The organism is Verrucomicrobiota bacterium (assembly GCA_037139415.1).
GTDB lineage: Bacteria > Verrucomicrobiota > Verrucomicrobiia > Limisphaerales > Fontisphaeraceae > JBAXGN01.
The window spans coordinates 1-26,203 of sequence record JBAXGN010000017.1; the positions used below are offsets into that span (position 1 = coordinate 1).

Here is a 26,203-nt window from a genome sequence, read left to right on the forward strand (position 1 = left end):
CTCGTTGGCAAAGGCGATGGCGCGGTGTCGAATCTCATTCCACGAAAGTGGCATGTGCGAAGCATAGCAAACGCGGCGGCGTGGTCAATGGGAAGTCGTGGGCCGTTAATTACGGCTACGGTGTTTAGTTGTCGCCGCGCTGTTGTTCAAGCTCGTTCTTCTACGCCTATCCAAGCATTGAATCCCTTTCGTTAACGACGGTTCACGTTTGGCTTGTAACAGGATAAACCTGCTACAGGTCATTGCGCGCAATTATGCACAGGCTGGTCAAAAAACACCACCAACCTAATCTTTGGCACAGCATGGTGAAAAATTTATCTACGAAAATGTGGGTTTTGTTTTTTCGGGTACGAATGGTAAATTGCGTCGTTTCTGCTTCAAACCCGTGGTTTTCCAAGTGTTTCCGACATAATACTGTCATTCTGGATGGTTTTCTTAGCGCCATTTGAAAAGAAGTCTTCGTTAAGAATACCATAAAGGATGCTGTTGGCATCTTCCTTGCTTAAGCCCTCATAGCCTGGTCAGTAGTGGCTGGGTTTTGCCCATTGCAAGGTTATGAATTTGAACGAATATGACATTGGTGTCTTTCATGATGAGATGTTCGGCGAGGACGGGACCCCCCGCGCCGCAGCAAAGCATCTGGCCAGGAATATCGCCTCCATGGAGGATGGCGAATTGGGCTTGCGGCAGCGCGCGGCGGATCGGGCGCTGATCCAGTCGGGTATCACGTTTAACGTCTATGGTGCTGCCCAAGGCGTGGAGAAAACATTACCGTTTGATCTGATCCCACGGATTTTACCCGCCACCGAATGGAGCCGCATTGAGCGCGGCTTAAAGCAACGCATCGAGGCGCTCAATCTGTTCATTGACGATTTGTACCACGATCGCAAGATCATCAAGGACAAGGTCGTTCCGGAAGAGATCATTGCCTCGTCCAAAGGGTACCGGCAGCAATGCATGGGCATGAACCCGCCCCACGGCATCTGGATGCACATTACCGGTACCGACCTCGTGCGTCACAGCGATGGAATTATTTACGTACTCGAAGACAACCTGCGCTGCCCCTCTGGCGTTTCCTATGTGCTGGAAAACCGGCGGCTCATGAAGAGTTTGTTTCCACAGGTCTTCGCGGCTTCCAAAATCCGGCCTGTATCCAGTTATCCCAACCAATTGCGGGACATGCTGGAGTACCTGGCACCGGAGGAGACCGCGCAGCCCCGGGTGGTGTTGCTGACGCCGGGCGTTTACAATTCCGCGTACTTTGAACACGCATTCCTGGCTCAACAAATGGGGGTGGAACTGGTGGAAGGCAGCGACTTGGTGGTGGCGGATAATTACGTCTGGATGCGCACCACGAAGGGATTCGAGCGCGTGGATGTGATTTACCGCCGCATTGATGATGACTTCCTGGACCCGGAAGCCTTCCGGGAGGATTCCATGATCGGCGTGCCGGGATTAATGAAGGTGTATCAAGCAGGCAACGTGGCGTTGGCCAACGCGCCGGGCACGGGGGTGGCGGATGATAAGGTGGTCTATGCCTATGTGCCACGAGTGATCAAGTATTACCTGGGCCAGGACGCGATTATCCCCAATGTGCCCACCTACATTTGCGCGGAAGAGCCAGAACTGAAATACACGCTGGAACATCTGGATCAACTGGTGGTCAAGGCCGCCAATGAATCCGGCGGCTATGGCATGTTGGTGGGACCGCATTCCACCGCCGAACAACGTTCGGAATTTGCAACTCGAGTGACCGCCAATCCACGCAACTACATTGCCCAGCCCACGTTGGCACTTTCACGGGTGCCCACCTTGTGCGATGGCAGGCTCGAAGGGCGGCATGTGGATTTACGCCCCTACATCCTTTATGGCAAAGGCATTTTCGTGCTGCCAGGCGGCTTGACCCGCGTGGCGCTCAAGAAAGGTTCCCTGGTGGTGAACTCCTCCCAGGGCGGAGGCAGCAAGGATACCTGGGTGCTGGCCGATTCACCGGTGGTGGAAAAGGAAGCGCTGGAACCGGAGGTGCTCCATGCTTAGTCGCGTCGCCGATAGTCTATACTGGATGAACCGCTACGTAGAACGCGCGGAAAGCGTGGCGCGGTTCGTGGATGTCAATTTGAACCTGATGCTGGACTCCCAGAGCGGTGAGGGACAGCAATGGCAGCCATTGGTCAACACCACGGGTGACCATGAAGAGTTCGCCAAGCGTTTTGGACAACCCACTGAAAAGACGGTCACTCAGTTTCTCACCTTTGACTCGGAGAATGGCAACTCCATCATGTCCTGCATCAGCAGCGCCCGGGAAAACGCGCGCTCGATCCGGGAAATCATCTCCTCGGAGATGTGGGAACAGCTCAACACGTTTTACCTGATGTTGCGGGACGCCGAAAATTACGGCAAGTGGCGCGCGAACCCGCACGATTTCTTCACGGCGGTGAAGCATCAGAGCCATCTCTTCTGCGGCATCACCGACGCCACCATGACCCATGGTGAGGCGTGGCATTTTGGCCGCCTGGGACGCAAGCTGGAGCGCGCGGATAAAACATCGCGCATGTTGGATGTCAAATATTTCATCCTCCTGCGCTCCGCAGCGGATGTGGGTTCGCCGTTTGACGATGTGCAGTGGGCGGCGGTGCTGCGCTCGGCCAGCGCGTTCGAAATGTATCGCAAGCGCCACGGACGGCTTTCGCCGCGTGGCATCGTGGAGTTTTTGTTGCTGGATCATGAATTTCCACGGGCCATCCGTTTCTGCATGGACACCGCCCGCAACTCGCTGCATGCCATCTCCGGCACCCCCATGGGCAGCTTCCGCACCGCCCCGGAAAAACTGCTGGGGCAACTCACCTCGGATCTGGCGTACGCGCAGGTGGACGACATTATCAATAGTGGCCTGCACGAATATCTGGACGAATTACAAAGCAAAATTAACCGCGTGGACGTGGGGGTGTTTGAAACCTTCTTTGCCCGCAAAATGCCCGCCACCAATCGGCGGTCAGCCTTGGAAAAGAAATAATCATGTCCATTCACGTTGCCCTGCATCACCGTTCGCGTTACAGCTATGACCGTCCGGTATCACTCTCGCCACATCTGATCCGGCTGCGGCCCGCGCCGCATTGCCGCACACCCATCTTGAGCTACTCGCTCAAATTGCAGCCGCAGGAGCACTTCCTGAACTGGCAGCAAGATCCGTTCAGCAATTATCAGGCGCGCATGGTGATCCCGGAGAAAACCACGGAGCTGGTGGTGGAGGTGGACCTGGTCGCCGAAATGGCGATCTATAATCCGTTCGATTTCTTTGTCGAACCGGCGGCCGAGGCGTTTCCATTTACCTATGAGCCCGGTTTAAAGCGGGAGCTAACGCCCTTCCTCGCGTCGGCACCACCAGGCCCGTTGATGGAGCAATACCTGACGACGGTGAAACCCAACGGGCAGCATACTGTGGACTTCCTGGTCGGCCTAAATCAGCGCCTGTGGAGCGAGTTGAAATACCTGATTCGACTCGAACCCGGCGTGCAAACGCCGGAGGAAACGCTGGCCTCGAAATCAGGCGCTTGCCGCGACTCCGCCTGGCTGCTGGTGCAGATTCTGCGCCATCTTGGGCTGGCCGCGCGGTTTGCCTCCGGTTACCTGATCCAGTTGAAACCGGATGTTAAATCGCTGGATGGTCCTTCCGGCGCCGAGCAGGACTTCACCGACCTGCATGCCTGGTGCGAAGTGTTTCTGCCCGGTGCCGGCTGGATCGGGCTGGACCCCACCTCTGGATTGCTGGCGGGTGAAGGCCACATTCCGCTGGCGTGCTCGCCGGAGCCCTCCAGCGCTGCCGCCATCACGGGGGCGGTGGATGAGTGCGAGTCCACCTTTGCGCATGAGATGAAAGTCACCCGCATTCATGAGTCCCCGCGGGTGACCAAGCCTTATACGGATGATCAATGGCGCGCGATCGAGTCGTTAGGACATGAAATTGACGCACAGTTGGTCCGCAATGATGTCCGGCTGACCATGGGGGGAGAGCCCACCTTCATTTCAATTGATAACATGGATGGGGAGGAATGGAACTTTACCGCCGTAGGCCCGGAAAAGCGGAAACTCTCCGGCGGACTGATGCGTCGTTTGAAAGATCGCTTTGCGCCCGGCGGACTATTGCATTACGGGCAGGGCAAATGGTATCCCGGTGAATCCCTGCCGCGCTGGGCTTTGTCCTGTTACTGGCGCAAGGATGGCCGCCCCATCTGGCAGGATGACCGGCTGTTTGCTTTGGATGACAAATCGTACGGCCACTCGGCGACGGAAGCCCAGCACTTCATCGCCCACCTGGCAGGGGTACTGGAAGTGAAGTCGGATTACATCATGCCGGCGTATGAGGATGCCTGGTATTATCTATGGCGGGAGCGCCGGTTGCCTGCCAATGTGGACCCGTTAAAAGCGAATCTGGACGAACCGGAAGAGCGGGAGCGATTGGCCCGGATTTTCGGTCAGGGCCTGGGACACATTGTGGGCTACGCGCTGCCGCTGCAACGCTGTGAATATACGGATTCCGGCTGGCTCTCCGGCCCGTGGTTTTTGCGGCGCGAGCATCTTTTCCTGACGCCGGGCGACTCCGCCATGGGGTTGCGGTTGCCCTTGGATTCCATTCCCTGGGTTGCCGCCGAGGATCTTCCGTACGTGATTCCGACCGACCCGACGGTGAAACTGCCGCCGCTGCCATCCATCGAGGAAATGCGGGCGCGCTATCGCCAACCGGAAGCCGTCAGCCACACCCAGGCGTTCCTCCGAAACAATTCGCACGGACGCGAGCACGGCAATCCCATGCTGGACTTCGCCACCCGTCCGCCGGCGCAGCAACAATCTGCCCATTGGATTGTGCGCACCGCCTTATGCGTTGAACCGCGCGAAGGGCGACTCCACATTTTCATGCCGCCAGTCGACAATACGGAGACGTACCTGAACTTGATCAACGCCATCGAGCAGACCGCCTCAGAACTGCAACTGCCCGTGGTGATCGAAGGTGAAAAGCCGCCGCATGATCAGCGTTTGAACCTGCTTCGGGTCACGCCGGATCCGGGGGTCATCGAGGTGAACCTGCACCCGGCGCGCAGTTGGGATGAACTGGTTTTTAACACCACCACCCTCTACGAGGAAGCCCGGCAATCGCGCTTGGGTACGGAAAAATTCATGATGGATGGCCGGCACGTGGGCACGGGCGGCGGCAACCACATCATTCTGGGCGGCCAGACGCCGATCGACAGCCCCATCCTGCGCCGGCCAGATCTGTTGCGCAGTCTGCTAGGATACTGGCAGAACCATCCGTCGCTCTCGTATTTGTTCAGCGGATTATTCATCGGCCCCACCAGCCAGCATCCCCGGGTGGATGAGGCGCGCCACGATTCGCTCTATGAGCTGGAAGTCGCCTTCCAGCAGGTGCCGGAACACGGTGAGGTGCCGCCCTGGCTGGTGGACCGCCTATTTCGCAACCTGCTGATTGATGCCACCGGCAACACGCACCGCACGGAGTTCTGCATTGATAAGCTGTACTCGCCGGAGTCATCCACGGGCCGGCTCGGGCTGGTGGAACTGCGCTCCTATGAAATGCCGCCGCACGCCCGCATGAGCCTGGCGCAGCACCTGTTGCTGCGTTCGCTGGTCGCCTGGTTCTGGCGGGAACCCTACACCCGGCCGCTGGTGCGCTGGGGCACCCAGTTGCATGACCGCTTCATGCTGCCGCACTTCGTGGCGGAAGATTTTCAGGATATCACCGCCGACCTGCAACGCGCGGGTTACCCGCTGCAACGGGCTTGGTTTGATCCGCATTTTGAGTTTCGGTTTCCGCATTATGGCACGATCAACCGCCGGGGCGTTTCCCTGGAACTGCGCCAGGCGTTGGAGCCATGGCACGTGCTGGGGGAACAAGGCCAACCCGGCGGCACCGTTCGCTGCGTGGATTCCTCCCTCGAACGGCTGCAAATCAAAGTGCGCGGCATGACGGATTCCCGCCACGTGGTCGCCTGCAACGGCCGGCGCGTGCCGCTGCATCCCACCGGGACGGAGGGCGAATTTGTCGCCGGCATCCGTTTCCGTGCCTGGCAACCGCCCGAATGTTTGCAGCCCAACATCGGCGTGCATGCCCCGCTGGTCTTTGACTTGGTGGACACCTGGAATGACCGCTCTATTGGCGGCTGCACCTACCACGTGGCGCACCCGGCGGGACGGAATTACGTCCAACTGCCCGTCAACGCCTATGAGGCCGAGAGCCGCCGGCTGGCGCGCTTCTTCGCAATGGGACATACCCCCTCGACCATGAAATTGCCACCGGGCGAAGCCAACAAGCTGTTCCCCTTCACACTCGATCTGCGCCGGGAGAGCTAACCACATGAGGATTAATCCCGAAATTCGGATGGCGGATTTCGGAATTATTTCACCTCCGCCACGCTGGCGTTTTCCCCGTTCCCGGGCTATTTTGCCTCCGAACATTTGATGAACGATTTTACCGCCAGTACCGAACCTTGCGCCGCGGAGTGCCCGGTGTGCCATTCCGGCCACTCCGGCGTGTTCGATGAAATGGTGGAGTCCGGCGGCCGCTTGCGTCCCCACTGGCAAAAGTTTGACATCTGGCTGAATCACCTGGGCCACGAGGAACTGACTGTGCGCTGGGAAAATGCCCGCCGCATTATCCGCGAGCACGGGATCACGTACAATGTTCATGGCGATCCGCAAGGCATGTCCCGCCCATGGGAACTGGATCTGGCTCCGCTAATCATCTCCGCTTCCGAATGGCAGCAACTGGAATCTGCGATCCTCCAGCGGGCGGTTCTGTTCAACCACATCCTGGCGGACCTGTACGACTTTCAGTGGCATCTGCGCGATGGTTTTTTCCCGCCGGCACTGGTGTACAATAATCCCGCGTATTTACGCCCCTGCCATGGCATGAAAGTGCCACGGGGTATGTTCATGCCCTTCTATGCGGCGGATCTCGCGCGTTCGGCGGATGGTCAGTGGTGGGTGCTGGCGGATCGCACCCAATCGCTGCTCGGGGCCGGCTACGCGCTGGAAAACCGGACCGTCCTGTCCCGGGTGATCCCGGAGGTCCTGCGGGATTGCGGGGTGCGTCCGCTAGGGGCGTTTTTCCGCGCCGAGCGGGATGCGCTGCGCAGCCTCGCGCCGCGCAACCAGGATAATCCCAACATCGTGTTGCTCAGTCCCGGTCCGCACAGCGCCGCCTATTTTGAACATGCGTTCCTCGCCCGGCACCTCGGGTTTCCGTTGGTGGAAGGGGGCGATCTGACGGTGCGCGACAGCCGGGTGTTCATCAAAACCCTCGAAGGGTTGCAACCGGTGGACGTGATCGTGCGCCGGGTGGATGACGCGTTCTGCGACCCACTCGAACTGCGCGACGACTCGTTCCTGGGGGTCTCCGGTCTGGTGCAGGCCGCGCGCGCGGGCAATGTGGCGCTGGCGAATCCCCTGGGCTCCGGCCTGCTGGAAAGCCCCGCGTTCATGGCCTTCTTGCCCACGCTCTGCCGCCATGTCATGGGGGCGGAACTGGCGTTGCCCTCGGTGGCCACCTGGTGGTGCGGTCAACCCCGGGAGCGCGCGTACGTGTTTGAACGGCTCGACCAGTTGATCATCAAACCCGCGTTTGGATCCCCCTCGCAAAAATCCTTCATCCCCGCCGAAATGAGCCGGCGGGAACGGGCCGCGCTGGAACAGGCTTTGAAGGCGCGCCCCCACGACTTTGTAGCCCAGGAACTGGTGCGCCCCTCGCACGCCCCGGTGCTGGTGAACCAGCATTGTGAATCCCGCCCGGTGGTGATGCGTATCTTTGCGGTGGCCGGCCCGCAAGAGGGGCAGTTTGTGGTGCTGCCCGGCGGCCTGACGCGGGTGCCGAATTCCTTGAACGATGATCCGGTGGCCATGCATCAAGGGGGCGGCAGCAAAGACACCTGGGTGCTGGCGGATGCTCCCCTGCCGTTGTCGTCCTCGCCGGCGGTGCTGACGGGCGCGGAAGTCGCGGAGAAAACCTTCAGCGGCCTGCCCAGCCGCGTGGCGGACAACCTCTTTTGGCTGGGGCGTTACACCGAACGTCTGGAAAACCTGCTGCGCGTACTGCGCAGTATGGCGAACCGGCTCACGGCGGAATCCTCGGGCGAAACGCGCACCGGCCAATCCTGCTTCGCACGGTTTCTGGCCGGTTATCATTTGGTCCCCACGGAACTGGCGGGCAACACGCCCGGCCACGCGCTGACCAATGAAGTCCTGCGCCTGATCTACGATCCCGAAACACCCGCCGGCGTGAAGCCGTTGCTGCAACACATCCAGACCACCGCCTGGATCGTGCGCGACCGGTTCTCCGCCGATACCTGGCGGATTCTCGCCCGGCTGCAAATGGACGCCAAGCCGCGCCCGGGCCGCCTGCCGCTGGTCAATGCGCAGGCGCAATTGGACACCCTCATTCTCGGCCTGGCCGCCCTCAGCGGCATGGAAATGGAAAACATGACGCGCGGCCACGGCTGGCGGTTCCTGGATTTTGGCCGCCGCCTCGAACGCGGCGTCCACCTCGTCCGCCTGCTGCGCGCCGCCCTCGCTCCCGAGCTGCCGCTGCCGCCCATGCTGGAATTGCTGCTGGCCATTTCCGACAGCTCCATGACGTATCGCCGCCGCTATTATGCCGAGGCCCAACTGCCCGGCGTCCTGCACCTGCTGCTTTCCGACGAAACCAATCCGCGCTCGCTGGCGTTCCAACTCGAAGCCCTGCGCGACCACTGCGCCAACCTCCCCCACGAGACGGAGCACGGCACGGCTGGTTCGGAACTCACGCGGCTGGCGCAGCTCCGCTCCGCCATTGCCACCGTGGATTTCCGCCCGCTCGCCCACGCCCGGCAGGAGGCCATGATGGCGCCCTTGGAAGCGTTGTTGACGAATTGGGCCAGCCAACTCTCCGGCGTCTCCGACCAGCTCACCCACCATTACTTCAGCCACACCCAATCGCTGAGCAGCTCCGGATGAAACAACAACTCTTCGAGATCAAGCACGTCACCACCTACCGTTACGAGGGCGCGGTGGCCCTGTCGCATCATCTCCTGCGCCTGACGCCGCGCGAACTCAACCGCCAGCGCTGCCTCTCCCACTTCATCGAACTCGATCCCACCCCCACCGTCACCGCCACGCATACCGATTACTTTGGCAACCGCGTCACCTTCATCACGCAGGAAAGCGTCCATAGCGAATTCACCGTCATCGCCCAAAGCACCGTCGCCGTGGGCCCGGCCTCCATCCCAGACCCGGCGGAAACCCCTCCGTGGGAAACCGTGCGCCGCCTCTGCAACGGCGACCATACCGGCCGCTCCCTGGAAGCCACCGAGTTCGTGTACAACTCGCCGCTGGTGCAGGTGCATCGCGGCTATGCGGACTATGCGGCGGCCTCCTTCACCCCGAACCGCCCGATGCTCGAAGCGGCGCTGGACCTGACCCGGCGCATTCATGCCGATTTCAAATTCGACGCCAAAGCCACCACCGTCGCCACCCCCCTCCAGCAAGTCTTCCAGCAGCGCCGGGGCGTCTGCCAGGACTTTGCCCACATCCAGATTGCCTGCTTCCGGGCCATGGGCATTCCCGCCCGCTACGTCAGCGGCTACCTGGAAACCCTGCCGCCGGTCAACCAACCGCGCCTCATCGGGGCGGATGCCTCCCACGCCTGGGTGGCCTTCTTCTGCCCCGGCCTTGGCTGGACGGATCTGGACCCCACCAACAACGTGCTGCCCAGCCTGCGCCACATCACCCTGGGCTGGGGCCGCGATTTCAGCGACGTGAGCCCCATCCGCGGCGTCATCCTTGGAGGCGGCCATCACACCCTCAAAGTGGGCGTGGACGTCATCCCGCTCGACACCATCTCCTGGTCGAGTGGGTGAGCGATAGACCCATCCCCGTTTCCCCCACGCAACCAACCCGGGCCTTCCATGCCGTTATCCTTTGGGATAACCCCGCAAGCAGCGCGCCAATCCTGAACAGGATTGCGTCACCGGAGACCATGGTTGGTGCGGCAAGGGCCAATGGGGGCCGCGCCTACCATGGGAATCTCGCGCACCATGACTGGGCAACCCCGTAGGCGGTTGCGGCAATTGGGGACGGCGAAAAATTTTGGAGTGCGGTGGCAACTGCCGGGGGAAAAGGGGCGGCAGGCGACACCGCTTTGAATTTCAACCGGTATTCCGCAATCCGCAATCCGCATTCCGAATTCGAGGGTTCCGCCGCCGCCATGCGACACGGGTTCAGAAATGGTAGTTTGGGCTGCCACAGGCGGGTTGGCGCATCCATCCAAAGCGGCGTCGCGGCCCCCCTCCACCCCCGCCTTGCCGCACGCACTCCAAAAAACGTCCCCCCGCCTAATCCAGCGCTGGATGGGATTCCCTCAATCCGAAAGGATTGACAGCTTGTAGTCGGTCGGTCGCGAGGGGCACGGGGCGCGACCACCGGAAAACCGCAGCATGCACGACGCACCCCGAAGCGGGTGCCAGCGCATCCCTGCCCTGCTTCTGGATGAAACTGCCGCGACGTCAAACCGCCTCACGGCCATTCCGCAATCCGCATTCCGCATTCCGAATTCGGGGGTTCCGCAATCCGAAATTATGGTCCCGCCACCACCACCCGAAAACCGACATCGTAGTACCGATAAGCAGGCGTGAAGTTGATACGGCGCGAGGAGGGCAGATCGCCGGGACGCCTGCTAATCCACGACGCCCCACGCATCACCCGGGAGCCACTTTGGCCATTAGAATAATCCTCGCACCACTGCCAAACATTCCCTCCCATATCATACAGGCCAAATTGATTGGCTTGAAAGCTCCCGACTGGTGAGGTGTATTCAAAATCATCCACGTTCAACTTAGCATAGTTCCCCGCCCCCTTCGGCGGCGGCCATTGCGTCCCCCAAGGATAAATACTTGGGAGCCTACCGTCCTTGCTGCCCGGAGTACCGTTCTCTTCCTTATCCCCAATCCCCACCGCATAGCTCCACTCTGCATCCGTCGGCAGCCGGTATTCCTGTCCCGCTGCCAACTTCCCTTCTCTTTGCTCCTTCTTGGTCAGCCAAGCACAAAATGCCTTGGCGTCGTTCCAGCTTACCTTCACCACCGGATGGATGCCATCCTGGGCAAAGCGGAGACTCTTCCACGAACTGTCCACACTTGGATTTGCCTCGGCATACTTTTGATAATCCTGCACCCGCACAACCCAGATGCCAAACAACACCTTCGTCCCCGGCACCGGCGCAAATGGCATGCCCAGGCTATTCGTCCAAGGATGATCTTTACTCGCCGACAGAAACGCTTTGGTCGGTTGATTAACACTATCGCCAAAATTTTTTTCCGAGGGTTGTGAAGATTTAAGCACACCCGCCAACCATGCCCCGACAATCAATAATGCCACCGCCACCAGGCCAACCTTCCAATTCCAAACTGACTTCCCGGCTTTGGCTTCATCTGGTGACAGTCCTTCCCATACCGCTTTGGCACTCGGCGGCCGCTTCCCCGGTTCCTTTTCCAAGCACGCCATCACCGTCTGTGTCACTGGCAAGGGCACCACTGCCTCCCGCTTCAACTCCCGCAACCGCTCCGGGATGGGCTTCACCACTTCTGTCTCCAGGATCGCCTTCATCGCTCCCGGATGCGCCGTGTAAGGCGTCTCACCAGTCAGTAGTTGGTACAACGTCGCCCCCAGGGAATAGATATCATCCACTGGTTCGGCGGGTTTTCCATCCAATTGCTGCGGGCTCATGTACCACGGGGTGCCGAGGATCTGCCGTCGCTCGGTCAGCCCGGTGGTGCCGCCACTGCCTTTGACGCCCGTGGCCGCGATCCCGAAATCCACCAGCTTGAGCGCGCCCGTGGCATCCACCAGCAGGTTTGCCGGTTTCAAGTCCCGGTGAACCACTCCTTGGCTGTGAGCGTGAGCAAGCCCATCGCACAACTGCTGCACCCAGGGGCGCAACTTCTCCCATGTAAACAATTCCTGTGGTTGTTCCACCAATAAGGCATGGAGGGATTTCCCCTCCACGTATTCCATAGAGATGAAACCGGTTTCACCCGCAGGCTTATGCAAATCATGGATCCGGACAATGTTGACATGGGTTAACGCTTGGGCTTTGGCTACTTCATTGCGCATACCGCGCAGCGCTTCCGGATTGTTGGAGACCTCGGCGGACAGGAACTTCAAGGCCACTTCCTTGCTCAACTCCTCATCCTGCGCCAGCCAGACCTGCCCCATGCCGCCTGCACCGAGGGGACGGATCAGGGTAAAGCGCCCCGCCCCGACCTTTTGGCCGGGCGCAATGTTTGAATTACCAATCTGGCTTGCCATGCCGGGAAGGTAAAGGCGGCGGCGGCAGGAGGGAAGGAAAAAGCGTGCCCGGATGCCCTACACCCAAGTATTACCGGGGTATTTCTGCTGCAAGGCGCGGCGGGGCTTGGGGTATTGGTTGGCGCGGAAGGCGGGCCAACCGCGGGTGGCTTCCAGGCGTTTGCCGTCGGGGGTGCAGAGCCAGAGTTTCACCGGCACGCGGCCTTCGCCGAGGCACGGGTGATCCTTGCGCGCAAAGCATTCGTTCGCCTCGTCTGCCACCCGGTTTCCGTTCTAATCCCAAATCACAGATTTCAAAGGCACGGTGGCCATCACCGCGTCAGCCTCTCGGCCATAGCCGGAACCAGACGCGTTGCGGGGATTGAATCAAGATTTCGCGCAGTAGCGCCTCCATATTCACCGCTTTCGGTTCCTCCAGCCGCCGAGATAGGATCAGGGCGATGAACATGACCACGGCGATGGCGGCGAAAAAGAGGGTGAACCGGGTCCAATGCAGGTTCAGCCATAAGTAATCACGCTGGCCCAGGGCGTCAATCAGCATGCCCCATCCCACTGGCGCGGTGCCCAGCGCCAGGCTGGTGGTTACGGAATAAATCGCAAAGAAATGGCTGCGCCCCATTACCGGGGATACCGCCATGGCGAGGCGCGTGTTGGACATTTGCACCAATGCGGAAAACAGGCCCATGAAGAAGTGCAACCCCAACAGCAGGGACCAAGTGGCTTTAAAGTAACCGCCCGCCAGGGCCACCCAGCCCGCCAGCAGCACCAGCCAGATCAGAAAGCTGAACGACAGCACCGGCTTGCTGCCCAGGGAATCCAGCCGCGAGCCCAGAAACCAGAGGCTGCCCAGGCCGCCACAGTAAAAGACTGCGCTGAGGAAAAGAATCTGGCCTTCGGCGAGCGCTGTCTCGGACTTCAGAAAAGCGACGGTGAACGCCTGGATGCCGCCATAGACCACGGCCCACGCCATGGCTTCCCAAAGCAGGCGGCGGAACGGCTGATGGCGGGACATTTCCAGCCACGGCACCTGGGTCTTGGATTGCCGGTCTTCCTCGGGGACCGGCACATCCGGCATGCGCTTAAGAAAGTTCAGGCTGGCAGCACCCGCGAGGCCGCTGAAGCCAAACAGCACGGCGAATTGCCAGGGACTGGGATTGGTTCCCAGGCAGAAAGCGGCCAACAGCGCGCACGCCACACTGGCCACACTGACGCACGCGGCATCCCGCGCCAGGTAACGGCCCCGCACCGCCTCGGGCACCAGCCCGGCAATCCAAGGCAACCATGCCGAACTCGAGATGCCGCGCGAGAGGTTGAACCCGAACAGTAACATGAGTATCAAGGCCAGGCGGGTGCCGGCGTCCAGGAATCCGCCGGTGAAGGGGACCAGCGCCATGGCGAAAATGAACATGACGCGGGTGCCCCAGCCGGCGAACACAAAGCGTTTGTAGCCCACGCGCGCGACGTAGTGGGCGGCCGGGATTTGAAAGATCACCAGCAGCGGCATCATGCCCGCGATGATGCCCAGCACCGTGGCGCTGGCATTCAGCGTTTTGGCATACAACACCATGGGACTGCCCAACACGACCTGAAACGACAGCGCGTTAAACACAGCGAACAGGTACGCATTATGCAGGCCCGGCGGAAAGGTTGCCCGGGATGATGACTCAGTTGACATTCAAGCCGCCATGGTTCCGGCGGCAGGATACAAATGCCTCATTTTAGGGATAATTGCAAGGATGAGGAATGAATAGCCCGCGAATGCCGGGCAAAGCTGAAAGCCTTTTGCACCAGATTTATTGGCAGGTGCGTTGGGAGAAACAGGGTGTAGCCGAGGGTGAGTTCGTTCAGGGAAAGGGGGGCGGAGATTCCGGCAGTCCAATTATTTCGGCGCTGTCCATTCGAGCCGTGCAAGCTGAATTCCTTTCAAACTTGGCAGCAGCGCCGCAATGTAATACTGGCCTTCGTGCTTGATAATCTCCGGTGCCGCCACCGGCAACCGGCAGAGAAAATGGCCCTCGTCGTGGTTCACGCCAAAATCGAGCGGGTCCCGAGAATAATACACGCTGGTCTGCTGATTCGCGCCGTAGCGCTGCGTGCGGAACAGGTAGAATTGCCCCGGCTCCAGTTCGACCACGAACGGGCATTCGGCGGAGTAATTGGCGGAGCCGGATTGTCCGCCCGCCGCGACCATGCGCGCCGCGCTCCAGGTGCGGAGGTCTTTCGAGGTGCGGCAAAAGTCGGCGCCTTCCTTGCCGGTGTGCGCCGTGTAATAGCAGTACCAGAGTTCCCCGATGCGAAGGACCATGGGGTCGCGCGTTTGGGCGTAGGCATCCGGGGAGCGAAACAGGGTGACTTTGCCCTCGGCGTTCAACTGGCGCGCGAAGGTTTTTCCATCTTGGCTCGTGGCGGAGCAGATGTCTTCCCAGCCGCCGTAGAACATGGCGTAGTGGCCATCCGCCTTAAATACATAGGGCGCCTGCAAACCGCCCGCCAGTTCGCCGGTCTTCGGGTCAGCATGCAGGGCGACGCCCATCGGTTTCCAATTGGCGTCGGTCAATTTCGCGCCTTCCCAGCGGTAGAACAGCCGGGTATGGCCCGGCTCTTTGGTGCTGCGGATGCACGACCAAAGCTGCCAGGTGCCATCCGCCGCCGGCCAGACAGCGAAATCCACCGGCTGCTGTTTGGGGTTGGTCAGTTCGCCGAGGTCGGGATCGCCCGCGATCTGCCACCAATCCCCCACGATGCGCGGTTGCTTGGGCGCATCATCGGCCCACAGGGTTGAGGCAATGGCTCCGGCGAACAGGAGGCCAGCGATCCAGCGGCGAGCGTTTCGGCAGCAGGCAGGCATGATGTTATTGGGTTATTTTTGTCGGTTAGCAGGCGCATTCGGTCCGCCAAAGAGTTCCTTGAACTTCGCGGCGGCGCGTGGGAAGTCCGTTTTGTACGTGCCCTTCTCGCCGGGCGAAATCTGGTGAAGGCCGTCCGGGGGTTCGCAATTGAAATCAAAGTAGCAATGGAAGGCGACGCGGTTGGCAGGGTCGTTGATGAACCGGTGCATCTGCTCGACAAAATACGGGTTGTCCCGGCCGCCATGACCGCTGGGCCGGTTCTTCACGCCCCACTCGCAAATGGCGAGCGGCTTGCCCTGTTCGCGGGCGAACTTGCTCCAGAACGCGAGCCCGTGATCGCCGCCGAAGATTTCCTTTTCCCAAACCTTCCGCTGGCGGGCCTCGATCTCGGACGCGCTGGCCTGGGCCGGCCACGGATACGTATCCGCCTGCCACGATTCATCATAAACATCCACGCCGATGAAATCCACGAACTCCGCGCCCGGCCAGGCTTTCTCCGCCGGGAATTGCTGGTAGCCGAGCGTGGGGTTCCAGCAGAATTTCAGGTTTCCGGTGCCCGGCACGGCGCGCATGGTTTTGACAATCTGGCGCCAATATTCCGCGAACGCCGCTTCCTTGCCCTTGGCCCGCCAGGTGTACCAGTCGCCGTTGAACTCCCAGCCCGGCCGCAGGATTGTGTCGCCGAGCTGGTGGGCGAGCAGGTTTTCCGCAAATTGTTTGAAGTGGTGGTTGTAAGCGCCGGTGGCGGCTTTTTCGAGTGACACCGGCTCCCCAACCCCGCTGTCGCCCTGCTTGGGTCCGCTGCCATCCACCGGTCCGGCGAGGAGTGGGACGGCAAAAACGAACCGGCGGCCGGGCTGGGCATGCACCCACGCGGACCAGGTTTTCAGCCACCAGACGGGCCAGCCCACATTGCTCCAGGATTCGGAGCCAATGAAATCCTCGCCCCAGATCACGGGCCGGCCCAGCCACGCGGCAAAGGCGTCCACCTTGGCGGTTTCATTGACGCCGCGATACACGCCGATGGGCGGTTGGGATGGCGGTGGCTCCGCCGTCAGCCCGGTGAGCATACCTGCGGCGAGCCCAAGGATAAGGTTTTTGATTTTCATGTCTTGGAAGATACTTTCGCGCACGTGCAAAGCGAGCCTTTTCGGATGGGCCGGCGTCCTGCGAGTCTGTCGGTTCTGCCTTTGGATCGCCGCTAGAATTGGAATAGCGGATTCTTCTCCGTTTGGTAAATCACCCGGGTTTCGGGACCCGATCCTTCGGGAAAGAACTCGGGCTGGACGTGAGGGAACTCGCCTTTGGCGAGGAGAACCTTTTTCCGCCCGCTGCCATCCGGGCTCATGATATAAATGCCGACCCCGCGCGGGCCTTCCCGCGGCAGGGCGATATGGCGAAAGATCAGCCATTTGCCGTCGCTGGACCACGCCGCGACGCCTTCGGCGGTTTGTTTCCTTTCGGGGAAAAGAGGTTCGGTCAAATCCGTTTCCTTGCCGGTTGCGATATCGAGCAGCACAATGTGGAAGGCCCCGCCCACATTCCGCAAAATGCTGACGCGGGAACCATCGGGCGACAGGCGAGGATCATAGTCTCCCTGGCCGACACTCTCGGCGGGTGCGTTCGGGGATTTTTTGGGAAAGGAAATCTGCCGGGCTTCGGAGCCATCCCGGTTCATCATCCATACGCCCTGCAGGCCGCCGTTGTCTCCGGGGTGCGCGGTGAAGATGATTTTGTCCTGCACCTCATGCGGGTCTGCCATTTGGTGCAACGCAGGCGGCGTGGGCACCTGGGTGGTCAACCCCGTTTCGAGGTCATACCAATAGAGGTAGGCGCCCTTGCCGGAGCGGGTGGACACAAAGATGATCCGCTTCCCGTCCGAGGAAAAACTGGCGTTGGCGTTGACTTCGCCAGGCACGGGGCCGGCGATGGTTTTGAGTTCGGTCCCGCCGAGCTTGAAAAGACGTATTTCCGCATTCAAATAATTGTTATCTTCCTTGGCGAACCCGTCTTTGCCGGGATTGTTATAGGTGGTGAACACGACCCATTTCAGATCCGGCGAGACCCGGGTGTGAGACAACTGCCGTTTGGGATCGCTCAGGATCAGCTTTCGCGCGCTGCCGTCCATTTTGGAAATCCAGACGCTGAAATGGTCGGTCGGATCGGTTCTGATCTTCGCGGCAACCCGCTGGGGCGCCGCTTCGGCAGACTCAGCCGGTGCCGCGGTGCTCGCATTGCCGGGAGAGGCGGAAGCTGGGGCGCTCCCGTCCATCATCTTCAGAATGGCATCCGCAGTCTTCTCCACTTCCAGCCAGTCCTTGGCCTGCATCTGCCCGTGCATTTTCTTCATGAGTGCCAGGGCCTCCTTATTACCGGTCTTCTGGAGCCAAGCGGGCAGTTCTCTCTGGATTTTCTGGATCTTGGGAGGCAGGCGCTCATGGAGGCTGGCCACGGTCATCCCTTCGATCAGCGGCTCACCTTTGAGAAACTTGCGATAGGCCTGCAAGGCCTCGTCGCTCTCCGTGCATACGCGATAACTCATGTTCTTCATGGCTTCGCCGCCGATGCCCCAGGAGAAGAGGTTGACCAGCGTGGCGCCGTGATTGAACATCTTCGCGAGGTAGGTTTCCATGTTCATGCCGGTTTGGCCGGGACCGGTTCCGGGCTGCATGTTCGTCCCCTCGCTGGAGGACCATCCCACCTGCTGGTGCTTTTCCACCAGCTCGTAGATGTCCTCGAACAGGCCGGACTGCGGATAGGTCGAAAAACCAGGCCGATGGTGCTTTCCGAAGGCCACGGACGGCGGCGCAAAATGATTGTGCTGGGAATACGTGATCTCCCCTTGGCGTTTCATGTAGGTGATGCTCTTGTCGTCGCCGGTGAAAGCGCGGCGCGAGAGGAACGCGGTGTGGGAGTAGATTTTCTGCGGGGCAACCCCGGCGTCGGTGAGTCCGGTCGTCCATAGCTCGATGAATTCCTGGACAACTTTTTCCAGCTCGACGTTCATGTCCTGCGGCGGGTGTTCGCGCGTGAAGCCACGATTGCGTAGCGCGCGATAGCCGAGATACTTGCCGGTCTTGAAATCCTGCCCGATCATGGTCTCCCAGCCGGCGATGACGCCGGCGAACAGCTCTGGCCTTTTGAGTTGCTGTAGCCGATTCACGCCCGCCTGGATCGCTTTGCCGATGACGGCCGAACGCTGCCGTACCTCGCGCTGGACGGCCTGGCTGTTGAAACACATCTGCGGAGGCGCGGAGGTCGGCTTCTTTGACCAGTCCAGGCGCCGGCTCGTATTCGGCGTCCCGTCCCAGTCGAGGGCCTCGACGTTCTGCGGATCGCTCCACAGATCCTTGCGACTCCGCCAGAACATGGAGTCATCAACATGAAAGCCGACGGCCATATTGGCTTCGAGGGCCAGATCAAATGCCCTTTCAACAAACTGGGCGATCTCAATGTTGCTCTGATCAAAACAAAGCGGCCCGAGCATCACCGCCAGCCGCGTCTGCGGATCGCCCACCGTGCCGATCCGCTGTTTGATATCCTCAACGTAGTTGCGAAGCGCCGCCGTGCCCGGCACGAGCGGTTCCCTCATCCCGCTGCTCAGCGCCTGAGCGTCGTTCGGATCGGGAGTGAAGCGGGTGAAGATCTGAAAGGCCAGATACCGGGTCTCCGACTCCGCTCCGGCATTCGCAAGACTGAGGGAGACGATGCCGAGCAGGCAAAGGAGGACGATTTTTAGTATCGTTTTCACGGGATGAATGGCGGGGACAATGAGGTTAGCGAAGCAACCGTGTACGGCACACGCTCATTTCGTATCCTGCTGGAGTTGTTCGAGGAGCCGATCCAACTCTGCCTCAGCTTCCATGACTTTACCCGCTTCGATCAGGGGCTTGAACTTCTCTTCCATCGTCCTGGCGATGGCCGATGGATCGCGCCCGCTATCCGACCATTTTTTCGCGCCTTCTTGGACGCGCTGAACTTTTTCCGTGAGCCGTTTGCGCGCGTCCTCCGCGAGTTGTTTGCCGCCATCCTTCGCGATCTCGCGCAGCTTGGTCTGCTGTTCTGGCGTCAGCAGATTCTTGATCTCCACCAGCAATCCGATATGGAGATGCTTCAGTTCACGTTCGGAATCAAGCACCTTGTCAAGTTGCACAACGAGCGCTGCCTCATCCACGCGTTCCCGTTTCGCGAGGGTCGCGAGCGCCGCCGTTTCGCGTTCCAGTTGTTTCCGCAATTCCTCGGAACGCGGTTGCGTCTTCTCCACGCGGGTCCGGAAGGCCTCCCGCTGGTCCTGAGTCAGGCCGATCTGGTCGCGTGCCAGCAGGACGAGTTCCGGCGGGAAAAAGGCGCCGGCAAAAGGATCTGCCGCCGCAGCGGATTTATCTGCTGATGGCAGCGTGCAGATCGTGGTGAGGAATGCGATGAAGGTAATGAGTTTCATAATAGGTATGTTGTTTTTGTGTCAATTGCGGGGATGTCACTGGGGAAAGTCAGGCTGATTGAGCAGCGAAGCGGTCGGCGACATCCACGCAGGCAGCGTTGAAGCCGTCTCGACGGACAGTCGTGCGATGGTGTTTTGGGTTGAAACGATGGTGGCAGCAATATCTGCGTGCTCCCGCGAAGCACCGCGCTGCCTTGGAAGCAACACCAGCATGACGAATGCCACACAGGCCGCGGTGGCAGCAAGCCAACGCCAATACGGTGGTGCCGGGCGGGCGAGTAATTCCGGGAAGGTCGCTGTTCTGCTGGTCCCGTTCTCCGTGATGGTCACCATCTCCGCCGCCGCATCCAGCGCCACGTCGAGGTTCATGTAATCGAGATACAAGGCGCGCAGGTCCGCGTCCTCCTTCAGCGCCGCTTGCAGCGCGGCCGCTTCCGCCGCACTCGCCTGCCCATTCACATAGCGCTGAATCTGTTCGTGCCAGTGGTCGTTCATGTGAGTTCCTCCCGCGCGATGGTGCGGCGCACGCACTCCAGCAGCGCCTGCCGGATGCGATGCAGCAGCTTGTAAAGGGACATCGCCGTCTGCCCTCGTTGCGCAGCGAGTTCATCCATGCGTGTGCCTTTGGCGTAGGCTGAGAGCACCAGCTTGCGCTGTGGCTCCGGCAGCTTTTGCAGACAGGTCTCCAGCGCTTCCCGCTGTGCCTCATGGCTCTGGGTGGCCGCTGCTGCATCATCGGCCAGCCGGTTTACCAGTGCGTCATCAAAAACATGCCGGTCGCGTCCCCGGTCGCGCAAGTGCGCCAGCACCTCATAGCGCGCGACCCCAAAAGCCCACTTCCGAAAATCCCGTGTGGCGTCAAACGTCGCGAACTTCTGCCATAGCACCACCGCGACCTCTTGCATGACTTCCGAGGCATCGGCGCGCGACGGCAGCAGCGAGCGAACGAACGTGCGCAACGCCGGCTCATGCTCCGCGAAGAGGCGGAGAAACTGGTCGTGATGTTGGTCGTTCAAGTCGGGCATAGAGCACGTCACCAGTTATCTCCAAAAGGACATACCAGTTGCCGAAAAATCTTTTGCGAATCGCTGATAAGAATTTGTTTTCGGGTCGGTTTCACGACCAAAAAACAGTAACCGGGTGGCGGATACCCTGCAAATGAAAAGCAGATGTTTGAGTTAAGGCTGGAGGCATCCTGACAAACCGGATTGCGCTTGACGGGGTAGGGGTGAGGATTATGCTTACTGGCATGGAAGCATGCACAGTATCAAGGCGTTACCATGATGCCGCCGGTTCTCGGCGGGGCGTGATGATTGTGCGCCAGCAAGGGATTTTCAACCGCACCTGAGCATGCCCAGCGAAGCTGATACCTGCCGAAAGTTTGTGCTGCCCAAGCTCTATGCGGCGGGGTGGAACGACGATCAGATTGTCGAGCAACGCTCGTTTACGGATGGGCGCATTGTGGTGTCCGGCCCGAAGGTATGGCGGCGGGCGCAAAAGCGCGCGGATTACTTATTGCGCTACCGCACAAACGTGACGCTGGCCGTGGTGGAAGCCAAGCCCGCGCACAAGACGCCCGGCGAAGGGCTCCAGCAGGCCAAGGAATACGCGCAAATCCTGGACCTGAAATTTGCCTACAGCACCAATGGGCATGGCATCGTGGAATTTGATTTCATCACCGGCAAGGAAACGGTCGCGGATCAATTCCCCACGCCGGAGGCACTCTGGCAGCGGCTGCATGGGCACCTGGGGCTGAACTCCGCCGCGCAACAGGAACAGTACCTGGCGCCCGGCCCGGCGTCGTCCGGCAAGCTACTCCGCTATTACCAGGAGATCGCCGTGAACCGCATCATCCGGGCCATCCTCAACGGGCAGACCCGCGTGCTGATTACGATGGCCACGGGCACCGGGAAAACGATGGTCGCCTTCTACATCTGCTGGCGGTTATGGGCCTCGCGCTGGAATCGCAAGCACGACCCGACGCGCAAACCGCGCATCCTGTACCTGGCGGATCGGAATTTCCTGGTGGATGATCCCAAGGATAAAACGTTTGCGGCGTTCGGCGATGCCCGGCACAAGATTGAGGGCGGGGTGACGGTGCTCAGCCGGGAGTTGTATTTTGCGACGTACCAATCCATTGCCAAGGACGAGCGCCGACCCGGCCTGTATAAAGAGTTTCCCAGGGATTTCTTCGACCTCATCATCGTGGATGAATGCCATCGCGGCAGCGCGCGGGATGACTCGAACTGGCGGGAAATCCTCGATTACTTTGAGCCCGCGTACAAGCTGGGCATGACCGCCACGCCGCAGCGCGAGGAGAACAAGGATACCTACCTGTATTTTGGCAACCCGGTCTATACCTACAGCCTGAAGCAGGGGATTGATGACGGGTTCCTCGCGCCGTACCGGGTGCACCGGGTGGTCACGCAATGGGATGCCGTCGGATGGCGGCCCAGCAAGGCCGAACTGGACCGGTATGGCCGGGAAATCCCGGATGAGGTGTACCAGACCGCCGATTTTGAGCGTCGCGTGGCGCTGCGCGCCCGCACGGAGGCGGTGGCCCGGCACCTGACGGATTTTCTGAAAAAGACCGACCGCTTCGCCAAGACCATCGTGTTTTGCGTGGACCAGGAACACGCGTTGGAAATGAAGACGGCGCTCAACAACCTGAATGCGGACCTGGTGCGGAATTATCCGAACTACGTATGCCGCGTGACTTCCGATGAAGGGGACGTCGGGCGCGGGCACATGCAAAAGTTCCAGGATGTGGAGACGGACCCGCAATCCCCCATCATCCTCACCACCTCGCAACTGCTGACGACGGGACTGGACGCGCCGACCTGCCGGAACGTGGTGCTGCTGCGGCTGGTGAATTCCATGGTGGAGTTCAAGCAGATCATCGGGCGCGGCACCCGGGTGCGGGATGAGTACGGCAAGCTCTGGTTCAACATCCTGGATTACACCGGCTCGGCCACGCGCAATTTTGCCGATCCCAAGTTTGATGGGGATCCGGCCTTTGCCACGCAGGAGGAGATTGACAAACAGGGCAAAGTGAAAGCGACCGAGGTACTCACGCCGGAGGAACCTGAAGACGCCACCGGCGAAATCAACGAAACCCCTTCACTACAGCCTTCCAGGAAGTATTACGTTGACGGTGGGCGGGTGGAGATTGCGGCGGACCTAGTCTATGAACTGGACGCCCATGGCAAGCAACTGCGGGTAGTCAAGCTGACGGATTACACCGCGGAGAACGTGCGCACGCTGGCGGCGAACCCAGAGGAACTGCGCGCCTGCTGGACAGATACGGAGCGCCGGGCGGAGATCATCGCCCAACTGGCGGATCGGGGCATAGACTTTCAGACAGTGGCAACCCAGGCAGGCAAGCCGGAGGCAGACCCGTTTGATCTGCTGTGTCACCTGGCGTACAACGCGCCACTGCTGACGCGGCGGCAACGGGCGGACCGGGTGAAAAAGCAGGAAACGGCGTTCTTCAAGTTCTTCGGTCCGGAGGCGCGGGAAATTTTGAATGATCTGCTGGAGAAGTATGCGACGGATGGGGAATTGCAGTTCACCCTGCCGGATGTGTTGAAAGTCCGGCCCATCTCCGATCACGGTAATGTGAATGAGATTATCGGGAAATTTGGCGGGACGGAGAAGCTGAGGAATGCGGTAAACCAGTTGCAGGAACTGATCTATTCGGCTTGAAACGAAGACAGGATGAACAGGATTTACAGGATACCAAAACTCAGCAGATAAGGGAGTTTGGATTTTCATCCTGTTCATCTTGTTAATCCTGTCTCACACTTCGCATGAGGCATGATGACGACAGGATGAACAGGATTTACAGGATACCAAAATGGAAGACCAGGAATTAACTGAAAAAATCATCGGGTGTGCCATGAAAGTACACTCCACGCTGGGACCAGGCTTTCTGGAATCGGTGTACCACAAGGCTTTGGCTCATGAATTGCGCAAGGCTGGCTTGAAAGTCGAATGCGAAAAACCCATTACCGTTTATTACGACGGCGTTCCGGTCGGTGATTTTTCAGCCGACATGCTGGTTGAGGATCGGGTGATGCTGGAACTCAAAGCCAACCAAACGTTGGTGCCCGGCAACGAAGTCCAATTGGTGAATTATTTGACGGCAACCGGCACCGAAATTGGGTTGCTGTTAAATTTTGGCGCGGAACGATTGGAGTTCAAACGGAAATCACGAACCTATCGTCCCAAAAAGCCAGGACAGGGTTTGATGGATTCCAAATTGTGACCCTGATATGGATTTTATTATGACAGGATGAACAGGATTTACAGGATGGCTAAATTCGGTTGATAGTATTCGGAATTTCATCTTGTTCATCTTGTTAATCCTGTCGCACCCCGCATGCGAGGCATGATTATGACAGGATGAACAGGATTTACAGGATAGTTAAATTTAGCAGATAAGAGAATTCTGTTTTTTCATCCTGTTAATCCTGTTAATCCTGTCCTCAAAATAAATATCCGGGTTGTTTTATCCTGTTCATCCTGTTAATCCTGTCTTTAACAAATTTATGTCGTCACCAACCACAGCACAGTCGCTCGGGTCGTTGCTCAAGTCCGCGCGTGATATCATGCGCAAGGACAAGGGGCTCAACGGCGACCTTGACCGTCTGCCGATGCTGACCTGGATCATGTTCCTCAAGTTCCTGGATGATCTGGAGCAGCAACGGGAGGAGGAAGCCAAGCTGGCCGGGAAGAAGTTCCGCGCCGCCATCGAGCCGCCGTACCGTTGGCGGGATTGGGCCGCCAAATCCGACGGCATCACCGGGGATGAGTTGCTGGCTTTTATCAATAACGAGGAGGCCACGCGGCCCGATGGCAAGAAGGGGCCGGGCCTGTTCCGGTATCTGCGCACGCTCACCAGCGCCAACGGGGATGACCGCCGGGAGGTGGTGGCCACGGTGTTCAAGGGCGTGGATAACCGGATGAAAAGCGGGTATCTGTTGCGCGATGTCATCAACAAGGTCGCCGGCATCCATTTCACCTCCAGCGATGAGCTGCATACGCTGGGTTCCCTGTATGAATCCATGCTGCGGGAGATGCGGGATGCCGCCGGGGATTCGGGCGAGTTCTACACGCCGCGCGCGGTGGTGCGGCTCATGGTCACGGTGACTGATCCGCGCCTGGGCGAGACGGTGCTGGACCCGGCGTCAGGCACGGGCGGGTTCCTGGTCGAGGCGTACAATCACTTGTCCAAACAGGTCAAGACGGTGGCGGATCGCCGGGTGTTGCAGGAGAAGAGTCTGCTGGGGTGCGAGCCGAAGCAGTTGCCGTATCTGCTCTGCCAGATGAACCTGTTGCTGCACGGGCTGGATGCGCCGCAGATTGATCCCGGCAACGCCCTCCGGTTCAAGTTGACCGATATCGGCGAGCGGGAACGCGTGGATGTGATCCTGACGAACCCGCCGTTCGGCGGCGAGGAGGAGAAGGGCATCCAGGGGAATTTCCCGGAGGATAAACAGACGGCGGAAACGGCCATGTTGTTTTGCAGTTGATCATGCGGAAGCTGCGGCGTAATCCAAGTGGCAGCGCCGTCTCGGCGCTGAACAGCGGAAAACCAAGCGGCGGGACGCCGCTTCCACATTTCGCGCGGGCGGCGGTGGTGGTGCCGAATGGGACGTTGTTCGGGGATGGGGTATGCGCGCGGATCAAGGAGGAGTTGCTCAAGGAGTTCAACCTGCACACGATTGTGCGGCTGCCCAACGGGGTGTTTGCGCCGTACACCAGCATCCCGACCAATGTTTTTTTCTTTGACCGGTCCGGGCCGACTCAGGAGGTGTGGTATTATGAGCAGCCGCTGCCCGAGGGGCGGAAGAATTACACGAAGACGGCACCGATCCAGTTTGAGGAATTCGCGTCGCTCGTCGCCTGGTGGACCGACCGGAAGGAAACCGGACAGGCCTGGAAGGTGCCTGCCGCGGAACTGCTGGCCAACGGGTGCAACCTGGACCGCAAGAACCCGAGCGCCAAGGAAGACATTACGCATCTGCCGCCGGAACAGTTGGCGGCGGATATCTTGAAGAAGGAACAGCGGATTGCGGAGATCATGGGGAAGATCAATAAACTTCTCAGCATGCAGAAGCATGGCTAACCTCCTGACGAATGAGCACCCACATTCAAACTCAAGTGCCGTTTCGACTGGTGATCGCAGATAAACGCACCAACTCGGAGGGGCTACAACTTGCCGATATGGTGGCGCGGCCGGTGGCGCTGTCGGTGCTCCGCCCTGGCCAACCGAATCAAGCCTTTGAGATTCTGCGTTCCAAATTGTGGCAGGGACCGGATGCCAGTGTGGAAGGATATGGGTTGAAATGTTTTCCCGTAAAAAACGAAAGGCCACCGGGAAGTCCCAGTGACCCTACGCCGAACGGGTAGTCCCATTCCAAATCTGATCGAAACCTACTCATGCAAACCAGAAAATTCAAGTCCAATTCGCATAAAAATGAACACGATGGAAAAAGACAGGATGAACAGGATGGACAGGATGAAAACCGCCGGATGTGGATGGGATTTACACCGAATTTAT

General features: G+C 59.7%; 17 protein-coding genes and 1 pseudogene. 9 read left to right on the forward strand and 9 right to left on the reverse strand.

The features are described from left to right. Positions 1–555: 555 nt before the first annotated feature. From WCO56_04725 to WCO56_04745, 5 genes are all read left to right on the forward strand, one after another. A complete protein-coding gene (locus tag WCO56_04725) occupies positions 556–2,037 on the forward strand; it encodes a circularly permuted type 2 ATP-grasp protein (protein ID MEI7728849.1) in 1,482 nt (493 codons plus the stop codon). Then, complete coding sequence (locus WCO56_04730; protein ID MEI7728850.1) at positions 2,030–3,013, forward strand: alpha-E domain-containing protein; 984 nt, start codon at positions 2,030–2,032, stop codon at positions 3,011–3,013. Before WCO56_04725 ends, WCO56_04730 begins: the two co-directional genes overlap by 8 nt. A 2-nt stretch (positions 3,014–3,015) precedes the next feature. Then, positions 3,016–6,363, forward strand: a complete 3,348-nt coding sequence (locus WCO56_04735) for a transglutaminase family protein (GenBank protein MEI7728851.1) — start codon at positions 3,016–3,018, stop codon at positions 6,361–6,363. 108 nt (positions 6,364–6,471) lie between these two features. Continuing rightward, complete coding sequence (locus tag WCO56_04740; GenBank protein ID MEI7728852.1) at positions 6,472–9,000, forward strand: circularly permuted type 2 ATP-grasp protein; 2,529 nt, start codon at positions 6,472–6,474, stop codon at positions 8,998–9,000. After that, positions 8,997–9,902 carry a transglutaminase family protein gene (locus tag WCO56_04745; GenBank protein ID MEI7728853.1) on the forward strand — a complete coding sequence of 302 codons (906 nt, stop codon included), beginning with the start codon at positions 8,997–8,999 and terminating at the stop codon, positions 9,900–9,902. Before WCO56_04740 ends, WCO56_04745 begins: the two co-directional genes overlap by 4 nt. 715 nt (positions 9,903–10,617) lie before the next feature. Here the strand turns inward: WCO56_04745 and WCO56_04750 are convergent. From WCO56_04750 to WCO56_04790, 9 genes are all read right to left on the reverse strand, one after another. Then, positions 10,618–12,348 carry a bifunctional serine/threonine-protein kinase/formylglycine-generating enzyme family protein gene (locus WCO56_04750; GenBank protein MEI7728854.1) on the reverse strand — a complete coding sequence of 577 codons (1,731 nt, stop codon included), beginning with the start codon at positions 12,346–12,348 and terminating at the stop codon, positions 10,618–10,620. 57 nt (positions 12,349–12,405) lie between these two features. Next, positions 12,406–12,609, reverse strand: a complete 204-nt coding sequence (locus WCO56_04755) for an ATP-dependent helicase C-terminal domain-containing protein (GenBank protein ID MEI7728855.1) — start codon at positions 12,607–12,609, stop codon at positions 12,406–12,408. 58 nt (positions 12,610–12,667) lie between these two features. Next, on the reverse strand, positions 12,668–14,023 hold the full coding sequence (locus tag WCO56_04760) for an MFS transporter (protein ID MEI7728856.1): 1,356 nt from the start codon (positions 14,021–14,023) through the stop codon (positions 12,668–12,670). A 204-nt stretch (positions 14,024–14,227) separates the two neighbouring features. Further along, positions 14,228–15,196, reverse strand: a complete 969-nt coding sequence (locus tag WCO56_04765) for a hypothetical protein (protein MEI7728857.1) — start codon at positions 15,194–15,196, stop codon at positions 14,228–14,230. A 12-nt stretch (positions 15,197–15,208) separates the two neighbouring features. Continuing rightward, positions 15,209–16,306 (reverse strand): glycosyl hydrolase, encoded by a 1,098-nt coding sequence (locus tag WCO56_04770; protein MEI7728858.1) that lies wholly within the window; start codon positions 16,304–16,306, stop codon positions 15,209–15,211. A 92-nt stretch (positions 16,307–16,398) separates the two neighbouring features. After that, positions 16,399–18,948 carry a hypothetical protein gene (locus WCO56_04775; protein ID MEI7728859.1) on the reverse strand — a complete coding sequence of 850 codons (2,550 nt, stop codon included), beginning with the start codon at positions 18,946–18,948 and terminating at the stop codon, positions 16,399–16,401. 54 nt (positions 18,949–19,002) lie between these two features. Next, complete coding sequence (locus tag WCO56_04780; protein MEI7728860.1) at positions 19,003–19,638, reverse strand: periplasmic heavy metal sensor; 636 nt, start codon at positions 19,636–19,638, stop codon at positions 19,003–19,005. A gap of 36 nt (positions 19,639–19,674) precedes the next feature. Beyond that, positions 19,675–20,133, reverse strand: coding sequence for a hypothetical protein (locus WCO56_04785; protein ID MEI7728861.1), 459 nt, complete (start codon positions 20,131–20,133; stop codon positions 19,675–19,677). Continuing rightward, positions 20,130–20,663 (reverse strand): sigma-70 family RNA polymerase sigma factor, encoded by a 534-nt coding sequence (locus WCO56_04790; protein ID MEI7728862.1) that lies wholly within the window; start codon positions 20,661–20,663, stop codon positions 20,130–20,132. Before WCO56_04790 ends, WCO56_04785 begins: the two co-directional genes overlap by 4 nt. Before the next feature lie 325 nt (positions 20,664–20,988). On the opposite strand from WCO56_04790, the gene WCO56_04795 reads away from it, so the two are divergent. From WCO56_04795 to WCO56_04810, 4 genes and pseudogenes are all read left to right on the forward strand, one after another. After that, entirely contained in the window at positions 20,989–23,343 is a 2,355-nt protein-coding gene (locus WCO56_04795) for a DEAD/DEAH box helicase family protein (protein MEI7728863.1), read from the forward strand. A 151-nt stretch (positions 23,344–23,494) separates the two neighbouring features. After that, a complete protein-coding gene (locus WCO56_04800) occupies positions 23,495–23,905 on the forward strand; it encodes a GxxExxY protein (protein ID MEI7728864.1) in 411 nt (136 codons plus the stop codon). Between the two features lie 283 nt (positions 23,906–24,188). Beyond that, positions 24,189–25,768, forward strand: a pseudogene (locus WCO56_04805) (class I SAM-dependent DNA methyltransferase). 11 nt (positions 25,769–25,779) lie between these two features. Then, positions 25,780–26,052, forward strand: coding sequence for a hypothetical protein (locus WCO56_04810; protein MEI7728865.1), 273 nt, complete (start codon positions 25,780–25,782; stop codon positions 26,050–26,052). The last annotated feature ends 151 nt before the right edge of the window (positions 26,053–26,203 follow it).

Bases quoted from the DNA above. Each gene is read 5' to 3' on its own strand.
- WCO56_04725 (MEI7728849.1), top strand. From the start codon at position 556: ATGAATTTGAACGAATATGACATTGGTGTCTTTCATGATGAGATGTTC.
- WCO56_04730 (MEI7728850.1), top strand. From the start codon at position 2,030: ATGCTTAGTCGCGTCGCCGATAGTCTATACTGGATGAACCGCTACGTA.
- WCO56_04735 (MEI7728851.1), top strand. From the start codon at position 3,016: ATGTCCATTCACGTTGCCCTGCATCACCGTTCGCGTTACAGCTATGAC.
- WCO56_04740 (MEI7728852.1), top strand. From the start codon at position 6,472: ATGAACGATTTTACCGCCAGTACCGAACCTTGCGCCGCGGAGTGCCCG.
- WCO56_04745 (MEI7728853.1), top strand. From the start codon at position 8,997: ATGAAACAACAACTCTTCGAGATCAAGCACGTCACCACCTACCGTTAC.
- WCO56_04750 (MEI7728854.1), bottom strand. From the start codon at position 12,348: ATGGCAAGCCAGATTGGTAATTCAAACATTGCGCCCGGCCAAAAGGTC.
- WCO56_04760 (MEI7728856.1), bottom strand. From the start codon at position 14,023: ATGTCAACTGAGTCATCATCCCGGGCAACCTTTCCGCCGGGCCTGCAT.
- WCO56_04765 (MEI7728857.1), bottom strand. From the start codon at position 15,196: ATGCCTGCCTGCTGCCGAAACGCTCGCCGCTGGATCGCTGGCCTCCTG.
- WCO56_04770 (MEI7728858.1), bottom strand. From the start codon at position 16,306: ATGAAAATCAAAAACCTTATCCTTGGGCTCGCCGCAGGTATGCTCACC.
- WCO56_04780 (MEI7728860.1), bottom strand. From the start codon at position 19,638: ATGAAACTCATTACCTTCATCGCATTCCTCACCACGATCTGCACGCTG.
- WCO56_04785 (MEI7728861.1), bottom strand. From the start codon at position 20,133: ATGAACGACCACTGGCACGAACAGATTCAGCGCTATGTGAATGGGCAG.
- WCO56_04790 (MEI7728862.1), bottom strand. From the start codon at position 20,663: ATGCCCGACTTGAACGACCAACATCACGACCAGTTTCTCCGCCTCTTC.
- WCO56_04795 (MEI7728863.1), top strand. From the start codon at position 20,989: ATGCCCAGCGAAGCTGATACCTGCCGAAAGTTTGTGCTGCCCAAGCTC.
- WCO56_04800 (MEI7728864.1), top strand. From the start codon at position 23,495: ATGGAAGACCAGGAATTAACTGAAAAAATCATCGGGTGTGCCATGAAA.
- WCO56_04810 (MEI7728865.1), top strand. From the start codon at position 25,780: ATGAGCACCCACATTCAAACTCAAGTGCCGTTTCGACTGGTGATCGCA.